The sequence below is a fragment of the Symmachiella macrocystis genome (assembly GCF_007860075.1).
Lineage (GTDB): Bacteria > Planctomycetota > Planctomycetia > Planctomycetales > Planctomycetaceae > Symmachiella > Symmachiella macrocystis.
The window spans coordinates 3,951,324-3,977,990 of the sequence record NZ_SJPP01000001.1 but is presented as its reverse complement, the minus strand read 5'-3'; the positions used below and the strand labels follow the sequence as shown (position 1 = coordinate 3,977,990).

The following is a 26,667-nucleotide window of genomic DNA, read 5'->3' as shown; positions in this document are numbered from 1 at the left end:
AAACCGTCAGAAACGTCAAGGCTTTGCTCGCCAGGATAGAACGATCGCAAAGAGTGTGAATTATCCTACAGATACGACACTCCCAATCCCTTAAATGTGTCGAGTCGATCCCTATTGCCATGTTCTGTCCTTAACGAAGAATCGTTCGCCTTATGAAATGGTCGGCGGTGCGCATTGGCGTTTTTATTTTGCTCGCCGTTATCGCAATTGCGGCGATTGCGATTCTGCCCACCAAAGAGTATCTGCTGCAATTTGTCGAAGCCGTCCAGCGGATGGGATCCACAGGCCCAGTGGTCTTGGCAGCTGTCTATGTGGTGGCGACGGTTTTGTTCGTTCCGGGATCGATCCTGACGTTAGGGGCCGGCTTTCTTTGGGGAGTGCCAATCGGCATTGTCACGATTTCGGTGGGCAGTACGCTCGGCGCGGCAGCTGCGTTTGGGTTGGGGCGCACGTTGTTACGAGACGTGATCGCCGCCAAGGTTGCCAAGAACGAAAAGTTTCGCTTGATCGATGCCGCTGTAGGCGAACAGGGATTCAAAATCGTACTGTTGACGCGGCTTTCGCCGGTGTTTCCCTTCAACCTGTTGAACTACTCATTCGGCCTCACGCGCGTTTCATTCCGCGATTACATCCTCGCCTCCTGGATTGGTATGTTGCCAGGAACGGCGATGTATGTGTACATCGGATCGGCTTTGAAAAGTTTGGCGGATCTGTCTACCGGAAATTATGACGGCGGCTTGGGGCAAAAACTGCTGTTCGGATTCGGACTAGTCATGACCGTTGTCGCCACGGTTTTCATCACCCGCATCGCACAAAAATCGCTACGAGACGCACTGCCGGCCAGCGCACCCAGCGAAAGCCCCGAAGCCAAGCAGAGCTCCGACCAACCACCCCCTGACGGAGACCCACCCGTTGTCTGATCCGATTGAAGTCCTCCCAGCCGACTCCTACAACGCCGAGCTCGTCGCGAACGTACATCCGTCGGACTGGAAAAACCCGCAACCGCAGCCGCGGTATCATCTCGTGATCATCGGAGCCGGCACCGCCGGACTGGTCGCAGCCATCGGCGCCGCTGGATTGGGAGCCAAGGTGGCGTTGATTGAACGGAATCTGATGGGAGGCGATTGCCTCAACGTGGGCTGCGTCCCCTCCAAAGCGCTGATCCGTTCCTCGCGCGTCGCCGCTCAAATCCGCCGGGCGGCTGAGTTCGGCGTGAATGTTTCTGGCGAAGTCACTGTCGACTTCCCCGCCGTGATGCAGCGCATGCGCCGCCTGCGGGCCGAGATTAGCCCACACGACTCAGCGGCACGATTTCGCGACAACGGCGTCGATGTCTTTCTGGGTCAGGGAGCCTTTACCAGCTCCGATAAGATCGAGGTGGACGGGCAAACATTGAATTTCAAAAAAGCCGTGATCGCCACCGGCGGGCGGGCAGTTATGCCCCCGATCCCCGGACTCGACGACGTAGCTTATCTCACGAACGAAACTCTGTTTACCTTAACCGAGCTTCCCCGCCGACTGGCCGTCATCGGCGGTGGCCCGATCGGCTGCGAAATGGTGCAAGCCTTCGCCCGCTTCGGCTCGCACGTCACCTTGCTGGAATCCAACTCGCACGTTCTTCACCGAGAAGATGCAGAGGCAGCAGCAATCGTTCAGCAAGCCTTGGTCGCCGATGGCGTGGACCTTCACGTCGATTGTCACATTGATTCCGTCCGCGACAACGGCACTGATAAATCAATCACCTTCATCGCAGGCGGCGCGGCGAGGCAGATCGATTGCGATGCGATTCTGGTCAGCGCCGGACGGCAACCGAACGTCGAAGGGCTTGGCCTGGAAGCTGCCGGCGTTGAATACGACAAAAAAACCGGCGTGGTTGTCGATGACAAGCTCCGCACAACGAATCACAATGTCTTTGCCGCCGGTGATATCTGCTTTCCCTACAAATTCACCCACACCGCCGATGCCATGGCCCGTATCGTTATCCAGAACGCGCTGTTCAAAGGCCGGGCCAAGACGTCCTCGCTCAACATCCCCTGGTGTACTTTCACCGACCCGGAGATTGCCCACGTCGGACTCTCTGAGTACCAGGCCCAAGAAAAAGGATTCGAGGTCGATACGTTCAAGCAGGAACTGTCCGGCGTCGACCGGGCAATTTTAGATGGCGGAACCGATGGTTTCATCAAAATCCATCTGCGACGCGGCACCGATAAAATCATCGGCGCCACCATCGTCGCCTCTCATGCGGGAGACATGATCTCACAAATCACGACAGCAATGACCGGCAACGTGGGCCTGGGCAAGATCGCCAAAACGATCCACCCCTACCCCACCCAAGCCGAAGCCATCAAACGCACCGCCGACGCCTACAACCGCACCCGGCTCACACCGCTGGTGAAAAAGCTGTTTGAGAAATGGCTGTCCTGGACGCTGTGAAATACAACTAACTCGATACGTCCAGCAATTCCCGCACGCGGTCCAAAATTTCGGCCGCTTCTGCCATGCGGCCGGGGCCGACTTGGCCGCAGCTGAGCCAGCCGCTGCCTGGTTCGATGAACAGTACACCGTCTTCGCGCAGTTGCGCGATGTTGCGCTGCACGGATGGCTTTTGCCACATTTCGCTATTCATTGCCGGCGCCATCAAGATGGGGCCGGTGTGCGTCAGTGCGATGGTGGAGAGCAAATCGTCGGCGAGGCCGTGTGCGAATTTTGCCAGACAATTCGCCGAGGCGGGGGCCACGACCAGCAAATCCGCACGGCGGACCAAGCCAATGTGCTCACCGATATGGTGTTCTTGCGGTTGAAAGAGTTGCCGATGCACCGGGCGCCCGGTCAGGGCTTCAAACGTCGTCGGGCCGATGAATTTCTCGGCGGAGGTGGTCATGACCACCGAAACCCCCGCGCCGGCTTGAACCAACCGGCTGCAGAGTTCGGCCGTCTTATAGGCGGCGATGCCACCTGTCACGCCCAATAATACTTCGCGGTCATTCATGGATCGTTCTCAATCTGGCCGGGGCGGCGGGATCAACCGGTCCTTCCCAGTCATTGAATACAAAACCTATCCATCGAGCATGATGCGTGACGAAACAGATTCCTGCCAGCCGTTTGCAAACCCTCAGACACGTCGCGCTGAGACCGCTCTGCGAGTTTTCAGAACTAACTCAACTAGGTTTTGATACGGGCTTTAGAGATCTTCCAGGCTGGGACCGGCGTCGTCACCGTCGGCATCCGGACCCTCGTCGGCGGCAATCGCCAAGTTCCCCGAGTTGTCGAGATAGATTTTATCTTCCATGATTTCGCGAATCACGATCTCCATGGCATCCTTGGATTGAATTTCCACCAAGGGCCGGGAACCGCGGTTGAGCGCCACCATTCGCTTTTGAATCAATGTGGATAGCTTAAACCGGCCGCCCACTTTATTGACAATCTGTTCTTCCATCAGTTCATCGTACAATGTCTTAACCCTCCGCACTTGCAAGTATGTGACAGATCTCGGAGACCGCTCGGTCCAAGTCGTCGTTGACTACGATATGTTTGTATTCTTTAGACAGTTTCAATTCCCGTCGAGCCGTTTCCAATCGCTGCTGGATCGCATCTTCCGACTCCGTCCCGCGGTTGCGCAGGCGTTGTTCATAGTCCCCTTCCGAGGCGGTCGTCAAAAACACCGACACCGCGTCGGGGTATTCCTTGATGATCGACAAAGCACCTTGGACGTCGATTTCCAAGAAGGCCCATGCCCCGGCTTGTTGGGCGCGGGTCAGTTCGCTACGCAGTGTGCCGTACCAGTTTCCGTTGCCGTGCACTTCCTCGCATTCGATGAATTCTCCGGCTTGGCGTTTTTGCTCAAATTCCTCTGGCGACAAAAAGTAGTAATCCCGCCCGTTGACCTCACCCGCCCGCGGTGGTCGTGTTGTGGCTGAGACCACCTTGACCAATTGTACCGGCGCCACGTTCACCAGACGGTCCACAATCGTCGACTTTCCGCTTCCACTTGGTCCGGAAAGCACTAAGACGCGAATATCAACAAAAGGGCGAGTTTCCGGTGCGGTCACGGTGCAAGCTGAGTTCGACAAAATGGGTTAAGGGGTAATCGTGTGAATTCAATTCCCGTTTCGACACGGTCGTATTACCGGTCGGCCGGGGGGAGCCTATTCTATATTCTGCAACATTTCCCGCATCTTTTCGATGGCGGCCTTCATTTCCACCACGCTGTGGGCAATCTGCACGTCGTTCGCCTTGGAGCCGATCGTGTTGATCTCGCGAAACATCTCTTGGCTGAGAAACTCCAGCTTCCGCCCGGACGACGACTTCTCGTTCAGAAACGCAGCCAATTGATCCAGGTGGCACTCCAATCGCGCGATTTCTTCGTTGATGTCGGCTCGGTCGGAAAAAATACTGACGTCGCGAATCAGGTTGGTTTCATCGACCTTGGCATCCGTTTCGGCCAATGTCTTTCGTACGCGGTCTAGGATTTTTTCGCGGTATTCACTGACCACCAACGGGGCGCGTTCTCGCGTTTTTTGTAACTGTTTGGCGATAATCTCTTTTTGCAGGAGCAAATCCTCCCGCATGGACCGGCCTTCTTCTTCGCGAAACAGTTGAAGGTTCTTTAGCGCTCCGTGCAGGCAGTCTTGAATGATTTTCCAGTCGGCGTCGATGTCGATGTTGCGTTTACTGTCATCGATCACAGCATTGGGCAGTGCCAACAAATCGGTAAGCGGCCCGACCGCCACGTCACCCATTTTTGCCGCGAGTCCTTGCAACTGTTCACTGAGAGTTTGCAGCGCCATTTCATTGAGCCGCACATCGGCAGCTGTGGCAACCCGTTCTACGCGAACCGCGACCATCACCGTTCCCCGCGAGATATACTCGCGCGCGATCTTCTCGATTTCGCCTTCGAAAGCCCCGTACACATCGGCGCATTTGATAGACAGTTTGAGGTAGCGATTGTTGACGGTACGTACTTCGACGGACACGCTCATGCGGTCGTCTTGGTGGCGCGTTTCGCCAAACCCGGTCATACTCAACAGCACGTCGATTACGCCTTGTTGCTCATATCAATGGCCATTCGCCGATTGCGGCGTAACTGTGGGGGGGGGTCCGTCCCGATACTATTCCTGCTTTTCGGGAGTGCCGCTCGTCGTATCGGCGGGGGGAGTTGCCGGCTGCGTTTCTTCTTCGAGCGAACCCAGGTCCAACTCGCCGGCCGCTTCATCACCGTCGGCTTTCGGCGTCTCGTCCTGACTTTCCGCATCCCCTTTGTCCTTACCGGCGCTGACGCCAGCAGTAGGATTATTGCCGAGGGTTCCCCCATCGTACAAGTCGTTCGGCTTGACCACAAAGATCGAGACGCAAGCCAACACGACCCAAAACACGGCCAAACCAACCGTAATTCGTGTGAACACGTCACCCGCCTTGGTCCCGAAGGCGCTTTGCCCCCCGGCCCCGCCCAAGGCACCTGCCAGCCCGCCGCCACGTCCTCGTTGCAGCAGGATAATAAACATCAACAACAGACCGGTGATGGTCAGCAAAACTAAAATGAAAGTTCCCATGACTTCCTTTCAACGCCGCCGCGGATCGGCGCCAGCAAATTAAATGGACGTGCCCCGTGGCGTTGGTCCCGGTGGTCGTGAATAGGTCAAATGCAATTTAAGACGCGGCAACTTGCTGCGCCGCTTCGATGATCGGCACGAATAAATCCGTTTTCAGACTCGCGCCGCCGACCAGAACACCGTCGATATTCGGCTGCGACATCAATTCCGCAGCGTTGTCCGGTTTGACACTGCCGCCGTAGAGGATCCGCGTGGCCTCGGCGACCTCTGAATTGTAACGACCCGCCAGCCATTTGCGAACATGAGCATGGGCGGATTCCGCTTGTTCTTTGGAAGCCGTCACGCCGGTGCCGATGGCCCACACCGGTTCGTAGGCCACTGCGACATTCGCCATGTCTGCGTCGCTAACCCCTTTCAGCGATCCAGTCAATTGTGCGTCGACGACCGCTTCGGTTTGATTGGCTTCGCGATCACTCAGCAATTCCCCCACGCAGAGCATCACTTTCAGCCCCGCTTTGAGTGCTGCGGCGACCTTTTTGTTGATCAGCTCATCCGTTTCGCCAATGACGTGACGCCGTTCGCTGTGCCCCAGAATCACCCAGCCGCACCCGACATCGGCAAGCATGTCGGCCGAGACTTCGCCCGTGAAGGCCCCTTCAGGTTCGTGGTAAACGTCCTGTGCGCCCAATTGCACACCACTGCCATCTACGGCCCCGCCCACGGCCCGTAAATACGGGTATGGGGGACAAACCAGCGCGTCAATCGCTGACTCATCCGCCGGAACAGCCGCTGCGACCCCCTCGGCGAGTTGCTTTGCCGAGGCTCCCAGCAGGTTCATTTTCCAGTTCCCGGCAACAAATAGCCGCCTCATAACACCATATCCTTCAAATTAGCTCTCTAAGAATTTGCCGCCAGTCTGCACATCGAGCGACTGCGGCACAAATTGTATGTTCAACGACTCCCCACCAGCCGATCGATTCCCACGAGGCACTGCAGCAACGCCAATGCGGAACCTCGCCATCGGGAGACGACCATGATCGAGGGGAGGGAGCGCCCCGTCGCGATTCTCGTGCCCACGCCGGGAAACGTCAAGGCGGACGCAGCCTGGAAAATCCCCGTAGTTAGCCGAGAACGGTCAGGACCGTTGCACCAAACCGAGCGTTCCGTGCTCAACACAGCAATCGGTCGAGGGGCATGGGTTATTCAATCGAAGGGCTGCGGGGATACGAACCTAGCACTTCGATCCGCACCGCACGCCGCTCCAGTTCTGACAATGCACGTTTGACCCGGGCCTCTTTGGAATGTCCTTCAAAGTCCAAGAAGAACAAATAACCCACTTCCGGCCCCTTCAACGGAAACGACTCGATCCAGGTCAAGTTGACCTTGTTTCGCTTGAAGATCGCCAATGTGTCGGCCAGCGAGCCTGGTTTGTGCGAAATTTGCAGCAGAATCGCTGTCTTGTCATCGCCCGACGCCTTGTTCACGTGATCACCGATCACGGCAAAGCGAGTGACGTTGTTCTTGTTGTCTTGAATATCTTCAGCCACGATCTGCAGGTCATACTCGGTCGAGGCTTGCCAGCTGGCAATGGCTCCCACACCTTGCTTGTCGCGCGCCAACTGAGCGGCTGTCGACGTACTGGTGACCTCAATCAACCGTGCTTGCGGCATATTGCGGCTGAGCCAGTCACGACATTGCGAAAGTGCTTGCGGTTTGCTGTAGATTTCCGTGATTTCGCCGCGGGGACAGCGTGACATCAGATTGTGATGGATGCTGATTTGGACTTCGGCGCAGATTTTCAAAGGCAACCGCGTGAACATATCCAAAGTGTCGACCACGCGCCCATCGGTACTGTTTTCGATGGGAACGATGCCAAAATCGGCCAGTCCGCGATTCACTTCCTCGAACACCGTGGCAATACTATTGACCGGAATGAAATCGGCCGTCTTGCCAAAACGTTCGATAGCGGCGAGATGTGTAAAGCTAAAAGCGGGTCCCAGGTAAGCGATCCGCTGAGTCTTGACTAAGCTTTTACCACCGTTGATGATTTCCCGAAAGACGCTACGGACAGCTTGGATTGGCAGCGGTCCTTTATGGGCGTTTTGAACTTGTTGCCACATTTCATCGTCAATCGCGGGATTGAATGTGGCTTGTTGTGGGTTGGGCATCTTATTGAGCGACTTGGCCGTGAGCTCCGCGCGCTTGTTAATCAGCTTGAGGATTTCGCGGTCCAGCTTTTTTAACTGAACGTCAATCGTTCCGCTGCCGCGCTTTGCAGGCGCCTTCCGTGTGGCTGGCGCTGACGCGGGTTTCTTGCGTTTTGCGGACGTAGCTTTCGCCGCTGGCCGTTTGGCGGCTGGGCGTTTGGTTGCGGTGCGTTTTTTCGCAGGTCTTTTAGCTTTTGCCATGCGAGCCTTTCGGGCGGAGTCTCACGCCCCTGGTCAGAGGGTGCCGGCCGCCCGTCAAGACTGCGGGCGTAAGTCATTATTATGAATACTGTTGCGTCTGGTTGCTCGTCTTGAGTCGTGAAAGCCGTCCTGGTAGCTGTCCTATTCAGTGGAAGGAGCAATGCACGGCTCTCACCGAACGTTGCTCTAGTCTCCATGCGAATGCGTGCGGGGAATACGCTGACCCCCGTTTTTGCCGGATTTTTACCCAAAATTCGCAAGTCGTTGTTGTACTTCTCGGTGCGCCAAGTGTCAAGTTGCGGGAGACACCCAGAGGGCTGACTACTCCAGGCAGTGCGGTACACGTCCCCCAAACCATCAAGTCTAACAAAAGCAAGGTTCAATGGCTCGGGAAACTGCTCGGATGGCAAGCATAACAGTTACTTCCTTACCACAAACAGGTTACGAGAAAGCTTGCCGCGTGGGGGCGTTCTGTCACGGTGCTGCGGCGATTGGATCGGATTGTCTGCGGCGTGTCAAATTGGCAGTTGCCGGGAAAGTGTCGAAACTGCCGGGATGATGCCAATATGGCAGGTTTGTCGGGGTACAGCGAAGAAATTGGGTTGATTGTTGGTTCGTAAATGATTTGCTAAAAACGGGTTGTGGTTTTCCTCAAAACATCGCCCCGCTTGGCGCACACTTTGCTGTTACTACATGCATCCAGTACAGGCATCGATTTCATAATCCGGCGGACGATTCCAGCGCTGGTGCGTGATTGGAGGATCGCCGCTCAATGAAATTGATCAGTCTTAGATTTTGAAACGACAGAAATACCCGACGCAGCTGTTTATTGCTGCATGCACAATGAATCCTTCAACGTATGAGGAATTCGCGCGGGACACAAAAACTAACTATTGAACTACGTAGTATAAGGAGTTGGACATGGCGGAAGGCGAAAAGATTATTGGTATCGACTTGGGGACGACCAACTCCGTTGTCGCGGTGATGGAGGGTGGCGAAGCCAAAGTGATTGCGAACCTGGAAGGTAACCGGCTCACCCCGAGTGTGGTCGCCTTTACGGACAAGGGCGAGGTGTTGGTCGGCGAACCGGCGAAACGCCAAGCTGTGACCAACCCCACGAACACCGTTTACTCCATCAAGCGATTCATGGGACGGCGGCACAACGAAGTGCAGTCCGAAGAAAAAATCGTGCCCTACACAGTCGTGGGGGGCTCGGGTGATTACGTGAAGGTGGAAGTCGCCGGCAAGGACTACACACCGCCGGAAATCTCAGCGCGGGTCCTGCAAAAACTCAAAGAATCGGCAGAGAGCTATCTGGGACACAAAGTGAAAAAGGCCGTGATCACCGTTCCGGCTTATTTCAACGATGCCCAACGGCAGGCGACCAAGGACGCCGGACAAATCGCCGGTTTGGAAGTCTCGCGGATTATCAACGAACCAACGGCAGCTGCGCTGGCTTATGGGTTGGATAAGAAAAACGAAGAACGCATCATCGTATTCGACTTGGGTGGTGGAACGTTTGATGTTTCGATCCTTGAAGTCGACGATCAAGTCGTGCAGGTCTTGAGCACCAGTGGTGATACGCACCTGGGTGGCGATGACTTCGATGAAGAGTTGATCAATCTGATTGCAGGACGCTTCGAAACGGAACAAGGCATCGATCTCCGCAAAGATCCGATGGCGTTGCAACGATTACGCGAAGCGGCCGAGAAAGCCAAGAAGGAATTGTCGACATCGCAAACAACCGACATCAACCTGCCGTTCATCACGGCTGACGCGTCGGGCGCGAAACACTTGCAAATGAACATCACCCGGGCGGAATTTGAAAAAATTATCGACTCGTTGGTGGAACGTTGCCGCAAGCCGGTTCAACAAGCGATGGATGACGCGGGATTGAAGCCTGCCGACATCGATGAAGTGGTACTGGTCGGTGGATCCACACGGGTGCCGAAAGTCCAGGAATTGGTACGGTCGATGTTCGGCAAAGAGCCGCACAAAGGCGTGAACCCCGACGAAGTCGTCGCCATTGGCGCGGCCATTCAGGGGGGTGTCCTGGCCGGCGATGTCAAAGACGTGCTTCTGCTCGATGTAACACCGTTGTCGCTGGGAATCGAAACCGAGGGTGGCATCATGACCAAATTGGTCGAACGCAATGCCACGATTCCGACCGAGAAGAGCGAAACGTTTTCGACAGCGGCCGACAATCAGTCAGCGGTGACCGTTCGCGTGTTCCAAGGCGAACGAGAAATCGCGCAGCACAACCGATTGTTGGCTGAGTTCAATCTCGACGGAATTCCGCCCGCACCGCGGGGAGTGCCGCAAATTGAAGTTTCGTTCAACATCGACGCCAACGGCATTTTGCAGGTGAGCGCCAAGGATAAAGGCACCGGCAAAGAACAGACCGTCAAGATTGAGCAATCGGGCGGATTGTCTGAATCGGAGATCGAGGAAATGCAGAAGGATGCCGAAGCGCACGCTGATGAGGACAAAAAGCAGCGTGAATTGGCCGAGGCGAAAAACAAGGCTTCGTCGTTGGTCTACGCTACGGAAAAACTGACCAAGGAGCATGCCGATAAAATGGACGACGCTTCGAAGTCTGCCATTGAAACGGCGATCACCAAGGTCAACGAAGCGGCCAAGGGCGACGATGCCGCCGCCATTGAGCAAGCCATTGACGAATTGACGCAAGCGTCGCACGCATTGTCGCAACACATCTATGCACAGGAAGGCGACGGACAAGAAGGTCCCGATGCGGCCACCGAACGGGCATCGGGAAATTCAGAGCCGACTGCCGCTGATGGTGAAGAAGTGATCGACGCGGAGTTTGAGAAGAAGGATTGATTGCTGAACGGCCCACTGCGAGCGGGGCGAGAGACTACTGTCCCCCTCTCCATTTGGGGAGAGGGGAACATATATATATTGCCAGCCGTGATTGCGGTGGCCGAAGGAATTGTAGGGTGCGTCTCGACGCACCTTTGTTCGTTGGGTGAGAGATGATCCATTGCAAAAACGGCTCAGCAGACGCTCCTCCCTGCCGTTCGCTGTGGGTGCGTAAACGTTGGTAAACGAGTTATTAGGGGGATGTCGCTCGCCAATGCAAAAACCCTCACCCCGGCCTTCTCCTAGAGGAAGAGGGGGTATATTTTTTTACCAGCCTTGGTTGCGGTGGCCGAAGTTTTCCCAGCGGCTGAGGATGACTTTTTGTTGGGTGAAGAATTGCACGCCCTCGCTCCCTTGCATGTGCAAATCGCCAAAGAATGAGCCGTGCCAGCCGTTGAAGGGGAACAGCGCGGTGGGGGCGGGGACGCCGACGTTGATGCCGACCATGCCGCAATTTACGCGTGAAGCGAATTCGCGGGCGGCGTTTCCGTTTGCAGTGAAGATCACCGCGCCGTTGCCGAATTGGCTACGATTGGCGAGCCCGATCGCGTCTTCGAGTTGCTCGACGCGCTCCACGGCTAGCACCGGGCCGAAGACTTCGTGTTGCAGCAGATTGGTTTCCGGAGGGGCATTTTCGATGATCGTCGGTCCGACGAAAAAACCATTCGGTGCTTCGGCCACTTGCGAGCCACGGCCATCAACGGTCACCGTGCCACCACCCGCTTCGGCGTGATTGATAGCCGCTTGAATCCGCGATTGTGCTTCGGGACCAACGACCGGTCCCATTTCCGTATCGCCGGCAATGTCGGTCCGCCCCACTTTAATAGCGGCGGTCAGTTCGTTGAGACAGTCGAGGTGCTCAGTAATTCGCGCCCCAACACCGACGAGCACCGAGCTGGCCATGCAGCGCTGGCCCGCGCAGCCGAAGGATGATCCAATCACGGCCCGTGCGACGGACTGCGGGTCGGCATCGGGCAGGACGACGGTGAAATTCTTCGCCCCGCCTCCTGCCTGGCAACGTTTGTTGTGCGAGGTAGCCAATTGATAAACATCGCGGGCGACTGCTGAGGAGCCGACAAAACTGATGGCGGCAATGCCAGGATGCGTTGCTAAGGCTTCGACGACTTCCCGTCCGCCATGCAACAGATTAAACACACCGGGAGGCAACCCCGCTTCGAGCAGCAATTCCGCCAGTCGCTGCGCAGCCAGGGGGACCCGTTCGGATGGTTTGAGAATGAACGTGTTTCCACAGACCAGCGCGATCGGGAAAATCCACATCGGCACCATCACCGGAAAATTAAATGGCGAAATCCCCGCACAGACGCCGAGTGGTTGCCGGATGGTCTTGCCGTCTAAATGCCCGGCGACATTTTCTAGGCATTGCCCCATCAACAGCGATGGCCCGCCGCAAGCAAATTCGACAACCTCCATTCCCCGTTGCACTTCGCCGCGCGCTTCATCGAGAGTTTTACCGTTTTCCAACGAGACAAGTTGCGAGAGTTGTTCAAAGTCCCGTTTGAGAAGTTCGTGAAAGCGAAAAAACAAACGCGCCCGTTCCAACGGTGGCGTCGTACTCCAGGAGGGAAACGCGGCCGCGGCCGCTTCGACAGCACGACCGACGATCTCGGGCCCTTGCAGCGGAGTTTGTGCCAACTCAATCCCCAGCGACGGATTCCAAACGGGGACGGCTTGCTCCCCATCGGCGTCACACCACGTATCGGCAATCAAGTTTCGGACCGCGTAGGACATAGAAAATTCATCCTGCTGCAAGACTCAAGGAATGTTCGTGAAGCGGGAGGCCGCTGGCAACACATCATTTTTTCCGCGTTTTGTAGGTTGCCGGTTTGCCGTCCCGGCCAATCTGTATGGTGTAACTTTCTCCATCCGGGGCGATCGTGGCTTTGACGAATGTGCCGTCGCAGTAGTCGGAGGATCCCGCGGAGTTGGCGATGAATTCCGGCGGCGTTTGATCCTCTGCGGCGACCTTGATATTGCGGTGCAGTTGATACAACGCCTGTAGAGATTTCACACCTCGCAGCGTTTTCAACGTATTGGGATGTCCCCCCTTCACCGGGCCGTTGCACATGACCGCCACAACCGGATCGACGGCGTGAACCAAAACGGGATTGTTGCTGGCCGGCAGGCCGTGGTGCGTGACCATGAATAGGTCGACCTTGCCGATCGGGTTGTTGGGGGTCACCAATTTCGCTTCGACATTCCACGTCAGGTCACCGCAGCAGAGGAACCGGAAGTCGCCGAAACTCAGCAGAAAACTCAAGCTGGCGGCGTTGTCGCTTTCGTCGCGCGGCTTGGGGACGTTTGTTTTTGCGAACGGGTTGGGCGGACCGTCGTTGGGAATCACTTCGCGACTGGAAGTGATGATCTTGACTGCCAGCGGCGTCTTGCCCGACTTGAGCGGCAAGCTGTCGCCGGCGGCGAGTGCTTTGGAATCGTTCTGAGACGCAGCGCGATAAAAGCCGATCCGTTCCTCGAAATTGCGATCCTCCGCTAAGGTTTCGGGAATGCCACGGTCCCAGAAGTTTTTGATTTCGATCTCCGACGCGAGCGACGCGTGATTGCCGAAGTGGTCCAGATGCCAATGTGTGACAGCGGCGTGGTCGAGGTGATCCAAGTGCGCTTCGTCACGTAGGACTTTGAGAATTCGATCGCGATCGCGGCCGTTGTTGTCAGGATATCCCGAGTCGATCAGTAACGATTCGCCCGCGGGAGTGACAAACAGCGTAGCGGCGCCTCCTTCGACATCGATGAAATAGATCGTCAATGGCCCGTCGGCGGCGATTGCCGGCGGCGCGGCTGCGGAGACAAGTAGGGTGGCGATGATGGTGCTGATCGCAAAAAGAAGTTTCTCGCGCATGGTATTTTTCTCGTTGAGAAATGGAGTGAGTCAAAAGACTGGTTCGTTATCGTTTCCGACGGCGTTTCGCCGGGCGTTTTTTAGGCGGCTTTGATTCCGGTTGTTCAGGGGTAGCGGGCGGCGGTGTTTTTTCCTCGCCGGCCATGTCAGGGGGTATGGTGTTGTGCGTCATGTCGCTTGCGGTTTTGGCTTTGATATTGGCGAATTTCTCTTCGGAGAACGCCTTGAGTTCCGTATTGAATATTTTGATCAAAGCATGCAAGCAACTGGCCACGGTGGGACCGACGAAAATGCCCCACAACCCCATCGCTTGCAGGCCTCCCAGTACGCTGACAAAGGCCAACAGCGGATGCAGTTTTGCATCGCTATGCAGGACATAGGTGCGGATAATGTTATCCAGCGTGCCAATGAATATTGTGCCGTAAGCAGTCACAAACAGCGCGCTTCCCCAATGACCGTCGGCCGCTAACCAGATCGCCACCGGAGCCCACACCAACCATGTGCCGATTAGTGGGACCATGGCGGTCAAGGTACAGACAATGCTCAACAGGAAAAAATGACCGACGAAAAAATAAAGGACCGCCGCCGTGGCCACCCCCTGCCCCAAAGCAGCTGCGAATGTCGCTAACACGACCGCGCGGATCACCTTGTTAAAGCGGTGTAGGAGTTGCTGTTGGTAGTCCTGATTGACGGGTATCAATTCTCGCGTCGCCGCGAGCAACACCGGTCCGTCAGCCAGAAAATAAAACAGTCCGATAATAAACATCAATCCGCCGATAACACCCGAGACGATCCGGCCCACGATGCCGAATGTGGAAGCAGCAAATCCCATCGTCCGCTCCGCCACGCGGTTGAGCGCAGCTTTAGTGTTGGCGCGGATGTTGGTCTCGACTTGTTCGTGAAACCGATCGCGGCGGGTTTCCCATTCGGCAAGTTGATCTTTGTCGGTGGGCGGAGGACTGAAGCTATCATAGACGCTGTCGATGATTTCGTCGGCGTCGAATCTTTCGCGAAACTTTCCGTAGGCCGGTTTCCATTGCGCCGGCTCCAGCCGCTTCTGCGCAAAGGTGTATAACTCAGCCGTCGCGATCACCGTGCCGGTCGCTAAGGGAACGAAAATGATTGCTAGAATGGCAGCGGTTGTCAGTCCGGCCGCCCAGTGGGTCTTGTCATTGGTTCTGGTTAGGAAATAGCGGAACATCGGTTGGCAGAGCAATGCCACTACACCGGCTAAAAAGAGCGGCAGCAAAAACGGTGCGATCACCTGAAAAAAGGTGATGCCGAGAAAGACGATCAGCACCGTCAGCACAATGAGCGATACAAGCCGCGCCATGGAGAGTTGCCTAGCTATGAAAGGAAACACCAGCCTGCGGCTGAGCCGCGAAAAAATGGTTCAGCTAGTGTAACCAATTTCTCAGTGCGGCGCAATATGCTGTGCGACGTTGCAGAAGAGGGAATGACTCCTCCTGCGAAGGCGGGGGCTTAACAGCACTACTGGACAAGCTAGCAGTGGCACCCGATTTGTCATTCAATCGACTGCTAAGGCTTCGTCGAAGCGGGCAATCAGGTCTTCAGGTGGTTCCAGACCGACCGAGACGCGAAGCAGGTAGCGGGAGACGCCGCAGTCTTCAGCAAAATCGAGTTCGCCGTAATGCGCCAGGATCGTATAGGGGCAGACGAGCGTGTAATTGGTTCCCAGGTTGGGTCCCTTGCAGACGCGCAAGGCATTAAAGACGCGGGGAGCACGATTCGCCGGGTCGGTGATATCAACCGACAACAGTCCGCCGTAACCCCCGTCTCGTTTTCGAAACGCGCTGTATCGCTGTGGCGTTTGGAATTTCGGGTAATTCACCGCTGTGACACGCGGATGCTGCAGCAGATGATCGGCCAATTGTTCGGCGTTATGATTGATCTGCCGGACACGCGTTTCAAAATCGCGGGAATTTTCTTCCAGGACAAGCGCATCCTCACACCACAGCAAATCATCCTCCTGGCCGAGGGCTGTTTTCAATTCGTTGTAAAACGGACCGTTGGCATTGAGCACGACCGATCCTGCGGTGACGTCACCGGCGCCGGAGAAGAATTTGGTCAAACTGGAACAGACAGCGTCGGCCGCCGAGAGGACATCGGCATTCACAAAAGTGGCGACGGTGTCGTCGACGACCAGCGGGCAACGGTGGGCACGCGCCAGTTCCGCCAGCCGCGCCAGGTCGGGGCTTTTCAATAAAGGATTCGAGGGAAATTCGGTGTAAATCCCGCTGATCGGTTCGTCCGCCAAAACCTCAGCCAGCTGATCCAAGTCTGCCGATTCTCCGTGAGGATAAAAATGCACGCCCGTGCCGCACGTTTTTTGGATTTTGAGCGTATCGACGTAAGGAAAACCGAACTGCACGCACTTGCGATCCGGAAAGGTTGCTTCCAAGGCGCGATAGACGGAGAATATTGCATTCATTCCGCTGGGGAAGAGAAACACGTCCTCCACAGCGGCGCTGGCAGCATCGGCGATGCGCTGCCGGAGAATTTGCTTTGCCTCCGTCGCATCGGGAGCGGAGCGGCCTACGAGGCAGGCTTCAGCATGCCGGGAGGAGATCCCTTCGCCGAGGTGTTGCCATCCTGCTTTGGCGGTATCGGCAAATTGCGTCGGGAAGCAGGCCGCTTGGACGCCGTGTTGGCCAAAGTCACAGAGACGCGGTTTTTGCCCAGTCTGTTTGGCAAAGAACTTGGCAAAACGCTCAGCGGCGATGACCGATGGAAAAACCAAACAGGATTCGTCCGCAGCGGCGAATTTTGTATGACACTCCGCAAACAATTGTTGGCAGAGATGATGGAAGACAAACCGCGGGTAGCCATTGTTCAATTGCTCAATGACGCGAGGCGTTTTCTCTTCGTAGCCAATGTTGTCAGCCCACGTCGGCAAGCAGACAGAGACGGCGTGCGGAGAATCGGGGATAGGCCGCCCCAGGTCAGCGGCGTTGCACAACGGGGTTTCAAATAGAGGATCAAGCACGTTCATGGGTAGCGGAGGGGACTGTCCCGCGGCAAGTCCGGGGGTTGGGAATAATAAGGAGAAGAATTGCGTTAGCGTGAGGTCAATTCACTATAGACGAACTCAATGTTTTCCGTCCGTTCTTTGACATCCACGCCTGTCCACTCTTGATAAAACGGCAGATCGATATCGGCTTTGATCTCATCCAGCGATTTGCCATCGTCGATCGCCTGCTGGATGGTTTCTCGCAATTCAACGAAGTAACGTTTTTGCAGCGGCACCAGTTTTTCGTCACCCACTTCCCCGTGGCCGGGGGCGACGGTTTTGATGGGGAGCGTTTGGATTTCCGTGAGCACGCCGACCCAACTGGCTGTGTTGCTATCGCCGGTGTAATTGAAGGCTCCGTTTACGACGGCATCACCACTGAACAAGATCCCCTGTTTCGGCAACCAGGCAACCGCATCGCCGGCGGTGTGGGCATGGCCGAAATGCAACAATTCCACCCGCTGTGTGCCGTCGTCAATCACCATTTCACGGGGGAACAGTAACGAAGGTTTTTCGTAGTTGAGCGGGCCGTATTCCTCGGGCTTGCTTTGTTGCGACTTGCGAAATCCGTCGAGGCCCTTGGTGTCGAATAACAGTTGGCTATTCTCTGAGGCGATGGCAGTCGCTCCCTGGGCGGTGTAGATCATGTTGCCGTCCGCATGATCGCCATGGTAGTGCGTGTCGAAGACGTAACGGATCGGTTTGCCCGTATGTTTTTTAATCAACTTCGCCACTTCGGCAGCCTGATTGGGGAAGTTGGCATCGATGACCAACACGAAGTCCTTGAATTCGACCCAACCCTGATTGCAGCCCAGAAAGACCGGTTCGGTTTGCGATTTACGGAAAAAGACGCCGGGCGCCAATTCCGTGATCGTGGTTTCATTTGGTGTAAACCACCCGGCAGCGTACCCCCCGACGGACGTCACGACCAGCGTCGTCAACAGCGCGATCCATCCGCGTCGTGAGTATTTCATAGGTTGTTGCGCCTTCATCATGTCGTAAATGTATGAGTCGGTCATGCCGTGCATGACGAATCGGGCAGCGTTGAGCGTTAGTTATAGCAACGTCATGCACAGCATGACCTACGAGAGCAAGAGTATAACGTCTCATGCCGTGCGAACGCGAGTAACCCCAGGGGCCCCAAAACCCATAAAGGGTTGCCGATGTTTATTGTCATACGGTAGGATGTTAGCGTCGTTTGTTTGCAGAATCCCGAATTTCACCAGGATTTTTGTATGGTCCCTGCTCGATGCCCCGGTCCGGTCAATCGCCGCGAATTCCTGCGGATCGGGTCGTTTGCGCTGGGGGGAGCGACGTTATTCGACATTGCCGCCGGGCGCGCGGCGGCGGGAACGCTGAGCAGCGACACGTCGGTCATTTTGTGCTATCTGCACGGCGGTCCGTCGCAACTGGAAACCTACGACCTCAAGCCGCACGCACCGGTGGAAACACGCAGCGTCTTCTCGCCGATTTCCACGTCAGTACCCGGAATGGATATCTGCGAACACTTTCCGCTACAGGCGAAGATCGCGGATAAGTTTTCAATTGTCCGCTCGCTGAACCATGATGTCGGGATTCACAGCGATGGGGGCATTATTGTTTGCACCGGGAAACGGCCGGCGGTTCTTGATCCTACGTCGCAATCCAAAAGCGAACATCCCGACATTGGCAGCATTGTCAGCCGCGTGCGAGGCGGGCATCGGTCGGGGATGCCGCAATATGTGGCAACCCCCTCTTCGTTTTATTTCACACGTCCGACGTACTTGGGTGTTGCGCAACAACCATTCGTGGTCGGCAATCCGGCTGCAGAAAACTACGCCCCGCCCGAATTGAAGATCGCGCCGCAACTCCAAGAGCGGGGACTGGATGACCGCAAGGCACTACTGGCGCAGTTTGATCGATTTCGTAGCGACTTGGATCTCAACGAGGCGCTGGCTGGGACGAACGCGTTTCGCCAACACGCCTTCAATATGCTGACCACTCCGCAAGTGGCCGATGCGTTCGATATCAACCAGGAACCCGACAAGCTTCGCGATCGATATGGCCGCAATATGTGGGGGCAATCGTTTTTGCTAGCGCGGCGTTTGGCCGAAGCGGGGACGGGGGTCGTGAGCCTGATGATGAACTCGCCAAAGCGGGGCGACGAATTCACGAACTGGGACGACCATCCCGGCAATGCCGGCCGCCCGGGACATTTTGCGACCTTCATGCGGACACGCTTGCCCTATCTGGATCAGGCGTTGACGACAATGATCGAAGACATTTGGGACCGCGGGTTGAATCGCCGGATTCTGGTTGTGGTGGTCGGCGAATTTGGTCGCACACCACGGATTCGCAAGGGAACACCGAATGACTCCGTCGGCCGCGATCATTGGCCCAATGCCTATTCGGCGTTGATTTCGGGCGGCGATTTGCAAATGGGGCGCGTTATCGGAGCCACTGACAGCAAGGCTGCCTATCCGGTCGAGTCGCCGCATTCGCCGCAAGATTTGTTGGCGACCGTTTATCGGCATCTGGGCGTTGATTATACGCAGCAGTTCGTCGACTATGGAGGACGCCCGATATCCATTTTGCCGTTTGGCGAACCGATCGCGGGATTACTTTGAGTTTGCGGCGACACGTTCCAGGAATGATCTCATGCCGACTCCGGCCAATTGGAAATCGATATTAACGCGGCGGCATTTTTTTGGCCGTTCCGCCAGCGGCATCGGTGTGGCGGCTTTAGCATCACTGCTGAATGAATCCCCCACTGCGCAAGCGGCCGACGGAGGGGGATTGCCGGGGTTTCCAAATTTCGCCCCGCGTGCGAAGCGAGTGATCTATTTATTCCAATCGGGCGGTCCCTCGCAGATGGACCTGTTCGATCACAAGCCAAATTTAGGAGAACTCCGCGGCACCGATTTACCCGATTCGATTCGCCAAGGGCAGCGCCTGACCGGAATGACCTCGCGGCAAGCCCGCTTTCCGGTCGCGCCGAGCAAATTTCGTTTCGACAAACATGGCGAAAGCGGGCAGGAAATCAGCGAGCTGTTGCCGCACACAGCGAAGATTGCGGATGATATTTGCATCATCCGTTCGCTGAACACCAAAGCGGTCAACCACGACCCGGCGATTACGTTTTTTCAAACAGGAGCCGAACTCGCCGGGCGGCCCAGTATGGGATCGTGGTTGGCTTATGGTTTGGGCAGCGACAATCGTGACTTGCCGGCGTTTGTGACGATGGTTTCCGGCGATGGCGGACAGCCCCTCTACGATCGTTTGTGGGGCAGCGGCTTTTTGCCCACGCAGTACCAAGGCGTCAAATTCCGCTCCGTCGGCGATCCGGTGTTGTTCCTCTCGAATCCACAAGGAATCGACGATCCCACCCGCCGCCGTGTGCTGGATGACTTGGCGGAAATGAATCGACTGAAGCTGAACGAATTCGGCGATCCCGAAATCGCCACCCGCATCGCCCAATATGAACTCGCTTATCGCATGCAGACCTCGGTGCCGGAATTGACGGATGTCTCCAGCGAGCCGCAACATATTTTTGAGCATTACGGTGCCGACTCCAAGAAGCCGGGAACGTTCGCCGCGAACTGTTTGTTAGCGCGGCGGCTGGCTGAGCGCGGCGTGCGGTTTATCCAATTGTTCCATCGTGGTTGGGATCAGCACCTCAACTTACCCAGGGATATTGGCAAGCAGTGCGCTGCCACCGATCAAGCGTCAGCGGCATTGGTTCAGGATTTAAAACAACGTGGCCTGCTGGAAGATACTCTCGTTGTCTGGGGCGGAGAATTTGGCCGCACGGTTTATTGCCAAGGCAAACTGACGGCCGACGATTACGGTCGCGACCATCATCCCCGTTGCTTCTCGATGTGGCTGGCCGGCGGCGGTATCAAAGGCGGGCTGACTTTCGGCGAGACGGACGACTACAGCTACAACATCACCGCCGACCCGGTGCATATCTACGATTTGCACGCCACGATGCTGCATTGCTTAGGGATCGATCACGAGAAATTGACGTACAAATTCCAAGGCCGCTATTTCCGGCTGACGGACGTGCATGGGAAAATCGTGCGCGAGCTGTTGGCGTGATTTTCTGTTGTGCGTTTTGTATGGGATGGGGAACGCAATTTGTTGTGCGCGGCTCAGCGTGAGCTTCGCCCTCCCGGGGCGCGGGTTTCCAGCATTTGAAATCATTTGAGACACGAGTTTTTGTTTGTTGAGGAGTGAGATTCTGTGCGGCGAACTACGATGGTGATTGCCTTGATTGCGGTGATGATTCCTTCCACGGCCACGGCGGACGACTTGAGCGTTGACGAGGCTCAACAGGCTCTGCGGCGCGGGGTGGAATACTTTCGCGACCATGTGTCGATCGAAGGGGGATACTTATGGCGGTATGCGGCGGATTTTAGCGAGCGCGAAGGAGAAGTCCCCGCATCCGCAACAACCGCTTGGGTGCAACCACCAGGAACCCCGTCGGTCGGGGCAGCCTATTTGGATGTTTACGAACTGACCGGCGATAAATATTATCTCGAAGCAGCCCGGGAAACGGCACGCGCTTTGGTACAGGGACAACTGCAATCAGGCGGCTGGGACTACCGAATCGAATTCGCTCCGGAAGATCGCAAAAAGCACGCTTACTGCGCCGATAAGAACCAAAGCGACGACCAAGACAAATCCAACGCGGATGAAACACCGCATCAGAAAAAGAAAAAACGTCCGCCGCGGAATACGACGACTCTGGATGACAATACGACACAAGCCGCGCTGCGGTTTATGATGCGGATTGATCGCGCGCTGATTTTTCAGGATCAACCGATTCATGAATCCGCGCAGTTCGCACTGCAATCGCTGCTGGATGCGCAATACCCCATCGGCGCATGGCCGCAACGGTTTTCGGCGGCGCCTGACTCGGAAAAATTCCCCGTCAAATCGGCGAGTTTTCCTGATGAGTGGTCACGAACCTACCCGGCGATCGATTACCGCAGCTATTACACTTTCAACGACAACACGATCGCGGACATGGTCGACCTCATGTTTCGGGCGGCGGAAATCTACGATGACCCCCAATACATGGCCGCTGCGGAGCGGGCGGGTGATTTTATCTTACTGGCGCAACTGCCCGAACCACAGCCGGGTTGGGCACAACAATACGACGCGGAGATGCACCCCGCTTGGGCACGCAAGTTCGAACCTCCCGCGCTCACCGGTGCTGAGTCGCAAGGAGTGATGCGGACGCTGTTGCGGTTGTATGACCGGACCGGCAAGGCAAAGTTTCTTCAGCCGATCCCGCGTGCCTTGGCGTATTACCAATCCGGCGTCTTGTCCGATGGGCGATTAGCACGGTTCTATGAAATCGGGACCAACACGCCCTTGTACTTCACCAAGGATTATCAGCTGACGTACAGCGACGACGACATGCCGACGCATTATGGATTCAAAACCCGCAATAACCTGGACGCGATCGCCAAAGAATATGACAAACGAAAAAACAGCAATCATCCAGGCTCTGCGAAACCGCTTACCGAACTCAAAAAAGCACCGCGATTGTCAGCGAAATTGAAACAACGAGCCGCCGCTGTTGTTGACGCCCAAAAGGAAAACGGCGCCTGGATTGAACCCGCTCGCCAGCGCAATCGCAGCAACATTCCAGCCAATACGCCTTGCATCAATAGCCAAACCTTTTCCGATAACATCGTCAAGTTGGCACGATTCATTGCCGCATCGAAAAACTCACGCTAATCGGCTGCGATCAGTTCACTGGCAAAGCGTTGACTGATTGCCTGTTGTCGGTACGAGAAAATTCGTTCCAAGTCACGTTTCACTAACAGGCGATGAATCATTGCTCCGCCGGGAACGGAATAGTGGACGGTGTCTCCCACAATCGTTCCGCCATTGTCTGTGCGGAACGTATGCTCGTGTTCCCAGTGCTTGTAGGGACCTTTCCGCTGAGAATCTATGAACCGGAAAGGAGGTTCCCAGACAGTGATTTCGCTCTGCCACCGCATCGGAATACCGTGCATGCGGAGCTTGTAATCAATTAGGGTGCCGGCGGTAATTCCGATGGGAGAAGGGGTTACGACATGGAAATTCAGCCAGGGGGGCGTAATCGACTCCAGTGCACAGGCATCGGAAAAAAATTCGAAGACCTCCTCCAGCGGGACAGGCAGTCGTTGTTCGCAATGGAGAATGAAACCGCCACGTTGCAGGTCAGGGATGATCGTTACAGGCATAATCTAAGGATCTATCTGATACGAATGGCTAGCGGCTAATTAGTAGAATTTTAGGCAGCAGCGGGATGACGACAACTTTTTTTCCGCAAGATTCATCGAGGAATGAAAAAGCGCTGGCTGTTGCACCGTTTTTTTAAAACCATGGGTAAACTGCCTTGCAGCAGGTTGTGAATGTCGTGACGATAGGGAGTCATAAATTGATTTCTAGTTGCAAAAACCGAATCATCAAAAAGAAACGGCGGACGCCCTGATGTTGAAAGGTCTAACCATGAACCGATTCATCTTAGGATTGATACTGGCTACCGGGTTGTCCTGCATGGTGGCATGCCTGGGGACTAAAGAGGAAGTCGAGAAACCCGCAGAGACCGTCCCTGCCCCTCCCAAAATCGACCCAAGGCACCAACCGCAAACCGAGCGAGTCGATAAGGCTTCCGTCGAGCTCAAATCGATGGAACGCGTGGGGACCGAAGAGCACGCGTCGATTGCAGCGGAGTTTTTTGTCAAGCGATTTGTGCAGCAGAAATATCGCGCCAACGGCGACTATCGAGATCCGCTGATGAAGTATTTCCCCAAGACGGAAGAGTGGTCCGCTTTCGGGGTCCTTCAAGGCAAGGAACCGAATTTGCCCCGTTACACGGTGGAATGTTTTGTGCACCTGAACGACCAGGACGACTGGGAATGCCGGTTGATGCGGATCGACAAACAACAGGTCTATGCCATAGATGCCCCCGACCCGGATGTGACGTTGCCAAACATTAAGGTGGGTCCCAACGGAAAAGCCAGTCCGGTGAATGATAATGCATCCGTCGCTACCGAAGGTGACCCCGAAACGCCGCAGCGAACCGCCGAGGCTAAAGCCGCTGGCGATCTAAGAATGGCCAAATCCTTGATGAAGCGATCCCCGGAGAAAGCAAAACAACGGTTGCAAACAATCATTGATGAATTTCCTGAGACCCCGGCAGCCGCAGAAGCCAGTGAATTGATCCAAACGATCAAGGATTGAGCGGGGCGAATACGACTCAGACGAAAACACTCGACAGCACAAAATGGCGGCGCGACGTGTCACTACGACGCGAGCGCAAAACACAAATCTTAATTTTTCAAAGATCATCATCAACGCGTGAGGAGTGCGGCGAAATGAACGGTTTCCGAGGAATTCTAGCGATCTGCTGCGTGTTAGCGTGCAGCATCACTGCGGCTGTTGCGGAGGACGAGAACAACGGCAAGCGTTATTTGATTATTCATTCTGATGATGCGGGGATGTCGCATTCGGTCAATCGAGGAACGATTGAAGCGATGGAGAATGGGATTGTCTCCTCGGCAAGCATCATGGTCCCCTGCCCTTGGTTGCCAGAATTCGCCGCCTATGCCCGCGAAAACCCAGACAAAGATTACGGCATTCACCTGACCGTCAATTCGGAGTTTAAAAACTACCGTTGGCGGCCGGTCGCCGAGCGGAACAAGGTTCCCAGCCTGTTGGATGAAGATGGTTACATGTATCGCGGCGCCGAAGCAGTTGTCGCCAATGCGCGTGCAGATGAGGTCGAAATCGAACTGCGTGCACAAATCGACCGTGCCAAGGAAATGGGAATTCCGCTGTCACACCTCGACACCCACATGGGAACGCTGCTGATGCGGGCCGACCTGTTTGAGATCTATGTGCGATTGGGAGTCGACTACAATTTGCCAGTCTTGTTCATGGCGAATATTCCTCCCGAACGTTTGAAACAGTACCCGGGACTCAAAGACAACTTCGACGCCAAAAAACAATTGCTGCAGTCCAACGGCCTGCCGGTGTTGGATTTTGTGACCATGTATTATCAAGGCGGCCCGCACGAAGTCCGTAAGGCCCATTACCTGAATGTGATTCGCAATCTGAAACCAGGGCTCAGCGAAATCATCATCCACTGCGGCTACGACGGACCGGAACTTGAGGCGATTACCGGGAGCTACAAATTGCGAGACGACGACCGCCGGATCTTCCAAGACCCGGAAGTCATCGCAGAGGTCAAAAAGCTTGGCATCGAAGTCATCACCTGGAAACAGGCGCACGAGATGGCCGCGAAACCACAGGCTGCCCAGTAACGGCGGTTGACGTCTCAAAAGACGGTGAGCAGCAGAAATTGGGCGGAGCGGATCAACCAAGGGCGTTCATTGGAACGTAGTTCCCCCCGCTCGATGATGCTGCCGAATTTGGTGTGGATGTTCGAGACGAAGAACTTTTGGACGCCGCCCATTTCCAACGAGCCGTCCTCCGACGCTGCGAGGATTTTAGAGGTGATTTCGTAGAGTGTTTTCACCTCTGCGATGTCGGGTGTCGTTTGCGACGTCCAACGAGGCGGCTCATCCCCATTCGCCACACTTTGAGAAATCCGGAACACCAAGCTGGAAATGCGGGCCAGTTGCTCATAATTGATACGGTCGGCCGTGTCGCGGGGCGTGTGATAGTCGGGATGTTCTCCGGTGGAGAAAAACAAAAACGGAATCCGCCGATCGTGAAACGGCCCGTAGTCGCTGCGCGTACCAATCAAATCGACGCCCAACCGATGCACCTTCAATCCGTCGGGCTGTCCCACCTGTTGCATGTGATCGCGCAAATTCGGCGCAAGTTCGCTACCGATCACGAACACCGATCGTAAGGGAAGATCCCCCAACGAACGTCCGAGCAAATCGGCCGTGATGAACAGCTTAACGCGTTCCAACGGCCACGGAGGGTGTGATGCAAACCAACGCGACCCCCACAGCATGTTCTCTTCGAGATCGAAGTTGAGAAACACGATGCTGCGCCGGGGCGGCTTGGCAGCGGATGTGAATTGTCGCGCCGTTTCTAAGACCATCGCCACGCTCGAGGCATTGTCATCCGCTCCAGGATAGACTTTGCCTCGCCGCACACCGAGATGATCATAATGCGCGCTGATGATCACGAACTCGTCGCGTAACTGCGGATCGCTTCCGGGCAACCAAGCACCAACATTGTATCCGCGAACCGTAGGCTGGCCGTCAGCGGTGGGCGATCCAGAAATCGGCTGCAGGTAACTTCCACCGGAAAAGAGCGGTTTCAGCCCACAATGGGCATATTGTTTAATGAGATAGTCACGAGCAACCCGTTTGCTCCGCTCATTGCCGCGCCCCTCCAGGCGCGGGCTGGCCAGAAAACGTACGTGAGGTTCAACCTCTGCCGCTGTAATAGGGCCGTTAAAGCTGGTGGACTGACGAGAGTTTGCCGGTTTTTCGGCCGCTGTCAGCCGTGGCAGCGACACACAAAACAGCAGTAAAACAAGCAAATATCCGGATAATTTACGGCTCAAATACATGCAAAACACTCCGGGAATTTCCGTCGAAACGGCGGATGGCGAGGAGTCGTTAAGTTAGTGGGACGTTTGAATTTGGGCAATACCGAATCACCAAACGTCTCACCCGCGCGACTCGCAATCGAACGGCATCGCCAATGGGCTTGGCAAACCGATGGTGCCGAACTTCCCGTTTATTCCTGTTGCAAGGGACGGTAGGGCGCCGATGAATAGTGTGGTCGCGCCGCTCATGCTCGGCTTGGTTCCGTTGATTCGGGACACAAAAGACTACAGACGAAAGAACAATCGTTCGGGGGATGAAACGGAGCATCATCCCGCCCTACGAGACGGAGGACCAGCCGGTTCGGGTAAGACCTTGAATTCGGCCGGGACGCGGTTTGAGTCGTGCCGGACCC

Annotated in this window: 22 protein-coding genes; 8 read left to right on the top strand and 14 right to left on the bottom strand. The window is 55.7% G+C overall.

What is annotated here, in order from left to right; genetic code table 11:
• The first annotated feature begins 152 nt into the window (after window positions 1-152).
• Together CA54_RS15415 and CA54_RS15410 are read left to right on the top strand one after the other, a co-directional pair.
• A complete protein-coding gene (locus tag CA54_RS15415) occupies window positions 153-920 on the top strand; it encodes a TVP38/TMEM64 family protein (protein ID WP_146371726.1) in 768 nt (255 codons plus the stop codon).
• Window positions 913-2,433, top strand: coding sequence for a mercuric reductase (locus CA54_RS15410; protein WP_146371725.1), 1,521 nt, complete (start codon window positions 913-915; stop codon window positions 2,431-2,433). The genes CA54_RS15415 and CA54_RS15410 overlap by 8 nt, the downstream gene beginning before the upstream one ends.
• 7 nt (window positions 2,434-2,440) lie before the next feature.
• On the opposite strand, the gene coaBC is transcribed toward CA54_RS15410, so the two are convergent.
• From coaBC to pheA, 7 genes are all read right to left on the bottom strand, one after another.
• Window positions 2,441-2,989, bottom strand: a complete 549-nt coding sequence (gene coaBC / locus CA54_RS15405) for a bifunctional phosphopantothenoylcysteine decarboxylase/phosphopantothenate--cysteine ligase CoaBC (protein ID WP_146371724.1) — start codon at window positions 2,987-2,989, stop codon at window positions 2,441-2,443.
• Window positions 2,990-3,181: 192 nt separating this feature from the next.
• Window positions 3,182-3,451, bottom strand: coding sequence for a DNA-directed RNA polymerase subunit omega (locus tag CA54_RS15400; protein ID WP_146371723.1), 270 nt, complete (start codon window positions 3,449-3,451; stop codon window positions 3,182-3,184).
• A gap of 4 nt (window positions 3,452-3,455) precedes the next feature.
• Window positions 3,456-4,049 carry a guanylate kinase gene (gmk, locus tag CA54_RS15395; protein WP_146371722.1) on the bottom strand — a complete coding sequence of 198 codons (594 nt, stop codon included), beginning with the start codon at window positions 4,047-4,049 and terminating at the stop codon, window positions 3,456-3,458.
• A 96-nt stretch (window positions 4,050-4,145) separates the two neighbouring features.
• On the bottom strand, window positions 4,146-5,030 hold the full coding sequence (locus tag CA54_RS15390) for a YicC/YloC family endoribonuclease (RefSeq protein WP_146371720.1): 885 nt from the start codon (window positions 5,028-5,030) through the stop codon (window positions 4,146-4,148).
• A gap of 78 nt (window positions 5,031-5,108) precedes the next feature.
• Window positions 5,109-5,549, bottom strand: a complete 441-nt coding sequence (gene secG / locus CA54_RS15385; protein WP_146371718.1) for a preprotein translocase subunit SecG — start codon at window positions 5,547-5,549, stop codon at window positions 5,109-5,111.
• Between the two features lie 97 nt (window positions 5,550-5,646).
• Entirely contained in the window at window positions 5,647-6,420 is a 774-nt protein-coding gene (gene tpiA / locus CA54_RS15380; protein WP_146371717.1) for a triose-phosphate isomerase, read from the bottom strand.
• 328 nt (window positions 6,421-6,748) lie between these two features.
• On the bottom strand, window positions 6,749-7,957 hold the full coding sequence (gene pheA / locus CA54_RS15375; RefSeq protein WP_146371715.1) for a prephenate dehydratase: 1,209 nt from the start codon (window positions 7,955-7,957) through the stop codon (window positions 6,749-6,751).
• 921 nt (window positions 7,958-8,878) lie between these two features.
• Between pheA and dnaK the strand changes: the two genes are divergently transcribed.
• Window positions 8,879-10,798: a molecular chaperone DnaK gene (dnaK, locus tag CA54_RS15370; RefSeq protein WP_146371713.1), complete on the top strand. Its 1,920-nt coding sequence runs from the start codon at window positions 8,879-8,881 to the stop codon at window positions 10,796-10,798.
• A 306-nt stretch (window positions 10,799-11,104) separates the two neighbouring features.
• Here the strand turns inward: dnaK and CA54_RS15365 are convergent, their stop codons facing one another.
• From CA54_RS15365 to CA54_RS15345, 5 genes are all read right to left on the bottom strand, one after another.
• Complete coding sequence (locus CA54_RS15365) at window positions 11,105-12,586, bottom strand: CoA-acylating methylmalonate-semialdehyde dehydrogenase (protein ID WP_146371711.1); 1,482 nt, start codon at window positions 12,584-12,586, stop codon at window positions 11,105-11,107.
• A gap of 64 nt (window positions 12,587-12,650) precedes the next feature.
• Window positions 12,651-13,712: a ComEC/Rec2 family competence protein gene (locus tag CA54_RS15360; protein ID WP_146371709.1), complete on the bottom strand. Its 1,062-nt coding sequence runs from the start codon at window positions 13,710-13,712 to the stop codon at window positions 12,651-12,653.
• A gap of 46 nt (window positions 13,713-13,758) precedes the next feature.
• On the bottom strand, window positions 13,759-15,045 hold the full coding sequence (locus tag CA54_RS15355; protein ID WP_146371708.1) for an AI-2E family transporter: 1,287 nt from the start codon (window positions 15,043-15,045) through the stop codon (window positions 13,759-13,761).
• Window positions 15,046-15,240: 195 nt separating this feature from the next.
• The gene (locus CA54_RS15350; RefSeq protein WP_146371706.1) at window positions 15,241-16,725 is read right to left on the bottom strand and encodes an aminotransferase class I/II-fold pyridoxal phosphate-dependent enzyme; all 1,485 of its coding nucleotides are present in this window, start codon (window positions 16,723-16,725) and stop codon (window positions 15,241-15,243) included.
• Window positions 16,726-16,790: 65 nt separating this feature from the next.
• Window positions 16,791-17,717, bottom strand: a complete 927-nt coding sequence (locus CA54_RS15345; RefSeq protein WP_197532482.1) for an MBL fold metallo-hydrolase — start codon at window positions 17,715-17,717, stop codon at window positions 16,791-16,793.
• A 261-nt stretch (window positions 17,718-17,978) separates the two neighbouring features.
• Here CA54_RS15345 and CA54_RS15340 point away from each other — a divergent pair, with 261 nt between their 5' ends.
• From CA54_RS15340 to CA54_RS15330, 3 genes are all read left to right on the top strand, one after another.
• Window positions 17,979-19,349 carry a DUF1501 domain-containing protein gene (locus tag CA54_RS15340; RefSeq protein ID WP_146371703.1) on the top strand — a complete coding sequence of 457 codons (1,371 nt, stop codon included), beginning with the start codon at window positions 17,979-17,981 and terminating at the stop codon, window positions 19,347-19,349.
• A 31-nt stretch (window positions 19,350-19,380) separates the two neighbouring features.
• Window positions 19,381-20,820 (top strand): DUF1501 domain-containing protein, encoded by a 1,440-nt coding sequence (locus CA54_RS15335; RefSeq protein WP_146371701.1) that lies wholly within the window; start codon window positions 19,381-19,383, stop codon window positions 20,818-20,820.
• A 144-nt stretch (window positions 20,821-20,964) separates the two neighbouring features.
• A complete protein-coding gene (locus CA54_RS15330) occupies window positions 20,965-22,470 on the top strand; it encodes a pectate lyase (protein ID WP_146371699.1) in 1,506 nt (501 codons plus the stop codon).
• Here the strand turns inward: CA54_RS15330 and CA54_RS15325 are convergent.
• Window positions 22,467-22,961 (bottom strand): SRPBCC family protein, encoded by a 495-nt coding sequence (locus CA54_RS15325; RefSeq protein ID WP_146371697.1) that lies wholly within the window; start codon window positions 22,959-22,961, stop codon window positions 22,467-22,469. The two genes, CA54_RS15330 and CA54_RS15325, sit on opposite strands and share 4 nt — an antisense overlap.
• A gap of 268 nt (window positions 22,962-23,229) precedes the next feature.
• Here CA54_RS15325 and CA54_RS15320 point away from each other — a divergent pair, with 268 nt between their 5' ends.
• Together CA54_RS15320 and CA54_RS15315 are read left to right on the top strand one after the other, a co-directional pair.
• The gene (locus CA54_RS15320) at window positions 23,230-23,964 is read left to right on the top strand and encodes a tetratricopeptide repeat protein (protein ID WP_146371695.1); all 735 of its coding nucleotides are present in this window, start codon (window positions 23,230-23,232) and stop codon (window positions 23,962-23,964) included.
• A gap of 134 nt (window positions 23,965-24,098) precedes the next feature.
• A complete protein-coding gene (locus tag CA54_RS15315) occupies window positions 24,099-25,046 on the top strand; it encodes a polysaccharide deacetylase family protein (RefSeq protein WP_146371693.1) in 948 nt (315 codons plus the stop codon).
• Between the two features lie 14 nt (window positions 25,047-25,060).
• On the opposite strand, the gene CA54_RS15310 is transcribed toward CA54_RS15315, so the two are convergent.
• On the bottom strand, window positions 25,061-26,275 hold the full coding sequence (locus CA54_RS15310; RefSeq protein ID WP_146371691.1) for a M28 family metallopeptidase: 1,215 nt from the start codon (window positions 26,273-26,275) through the stop codon (window positions 25,061-25,063).
• Window positions 26,276-26,667 lie beyond the last annotated feature (392 nt).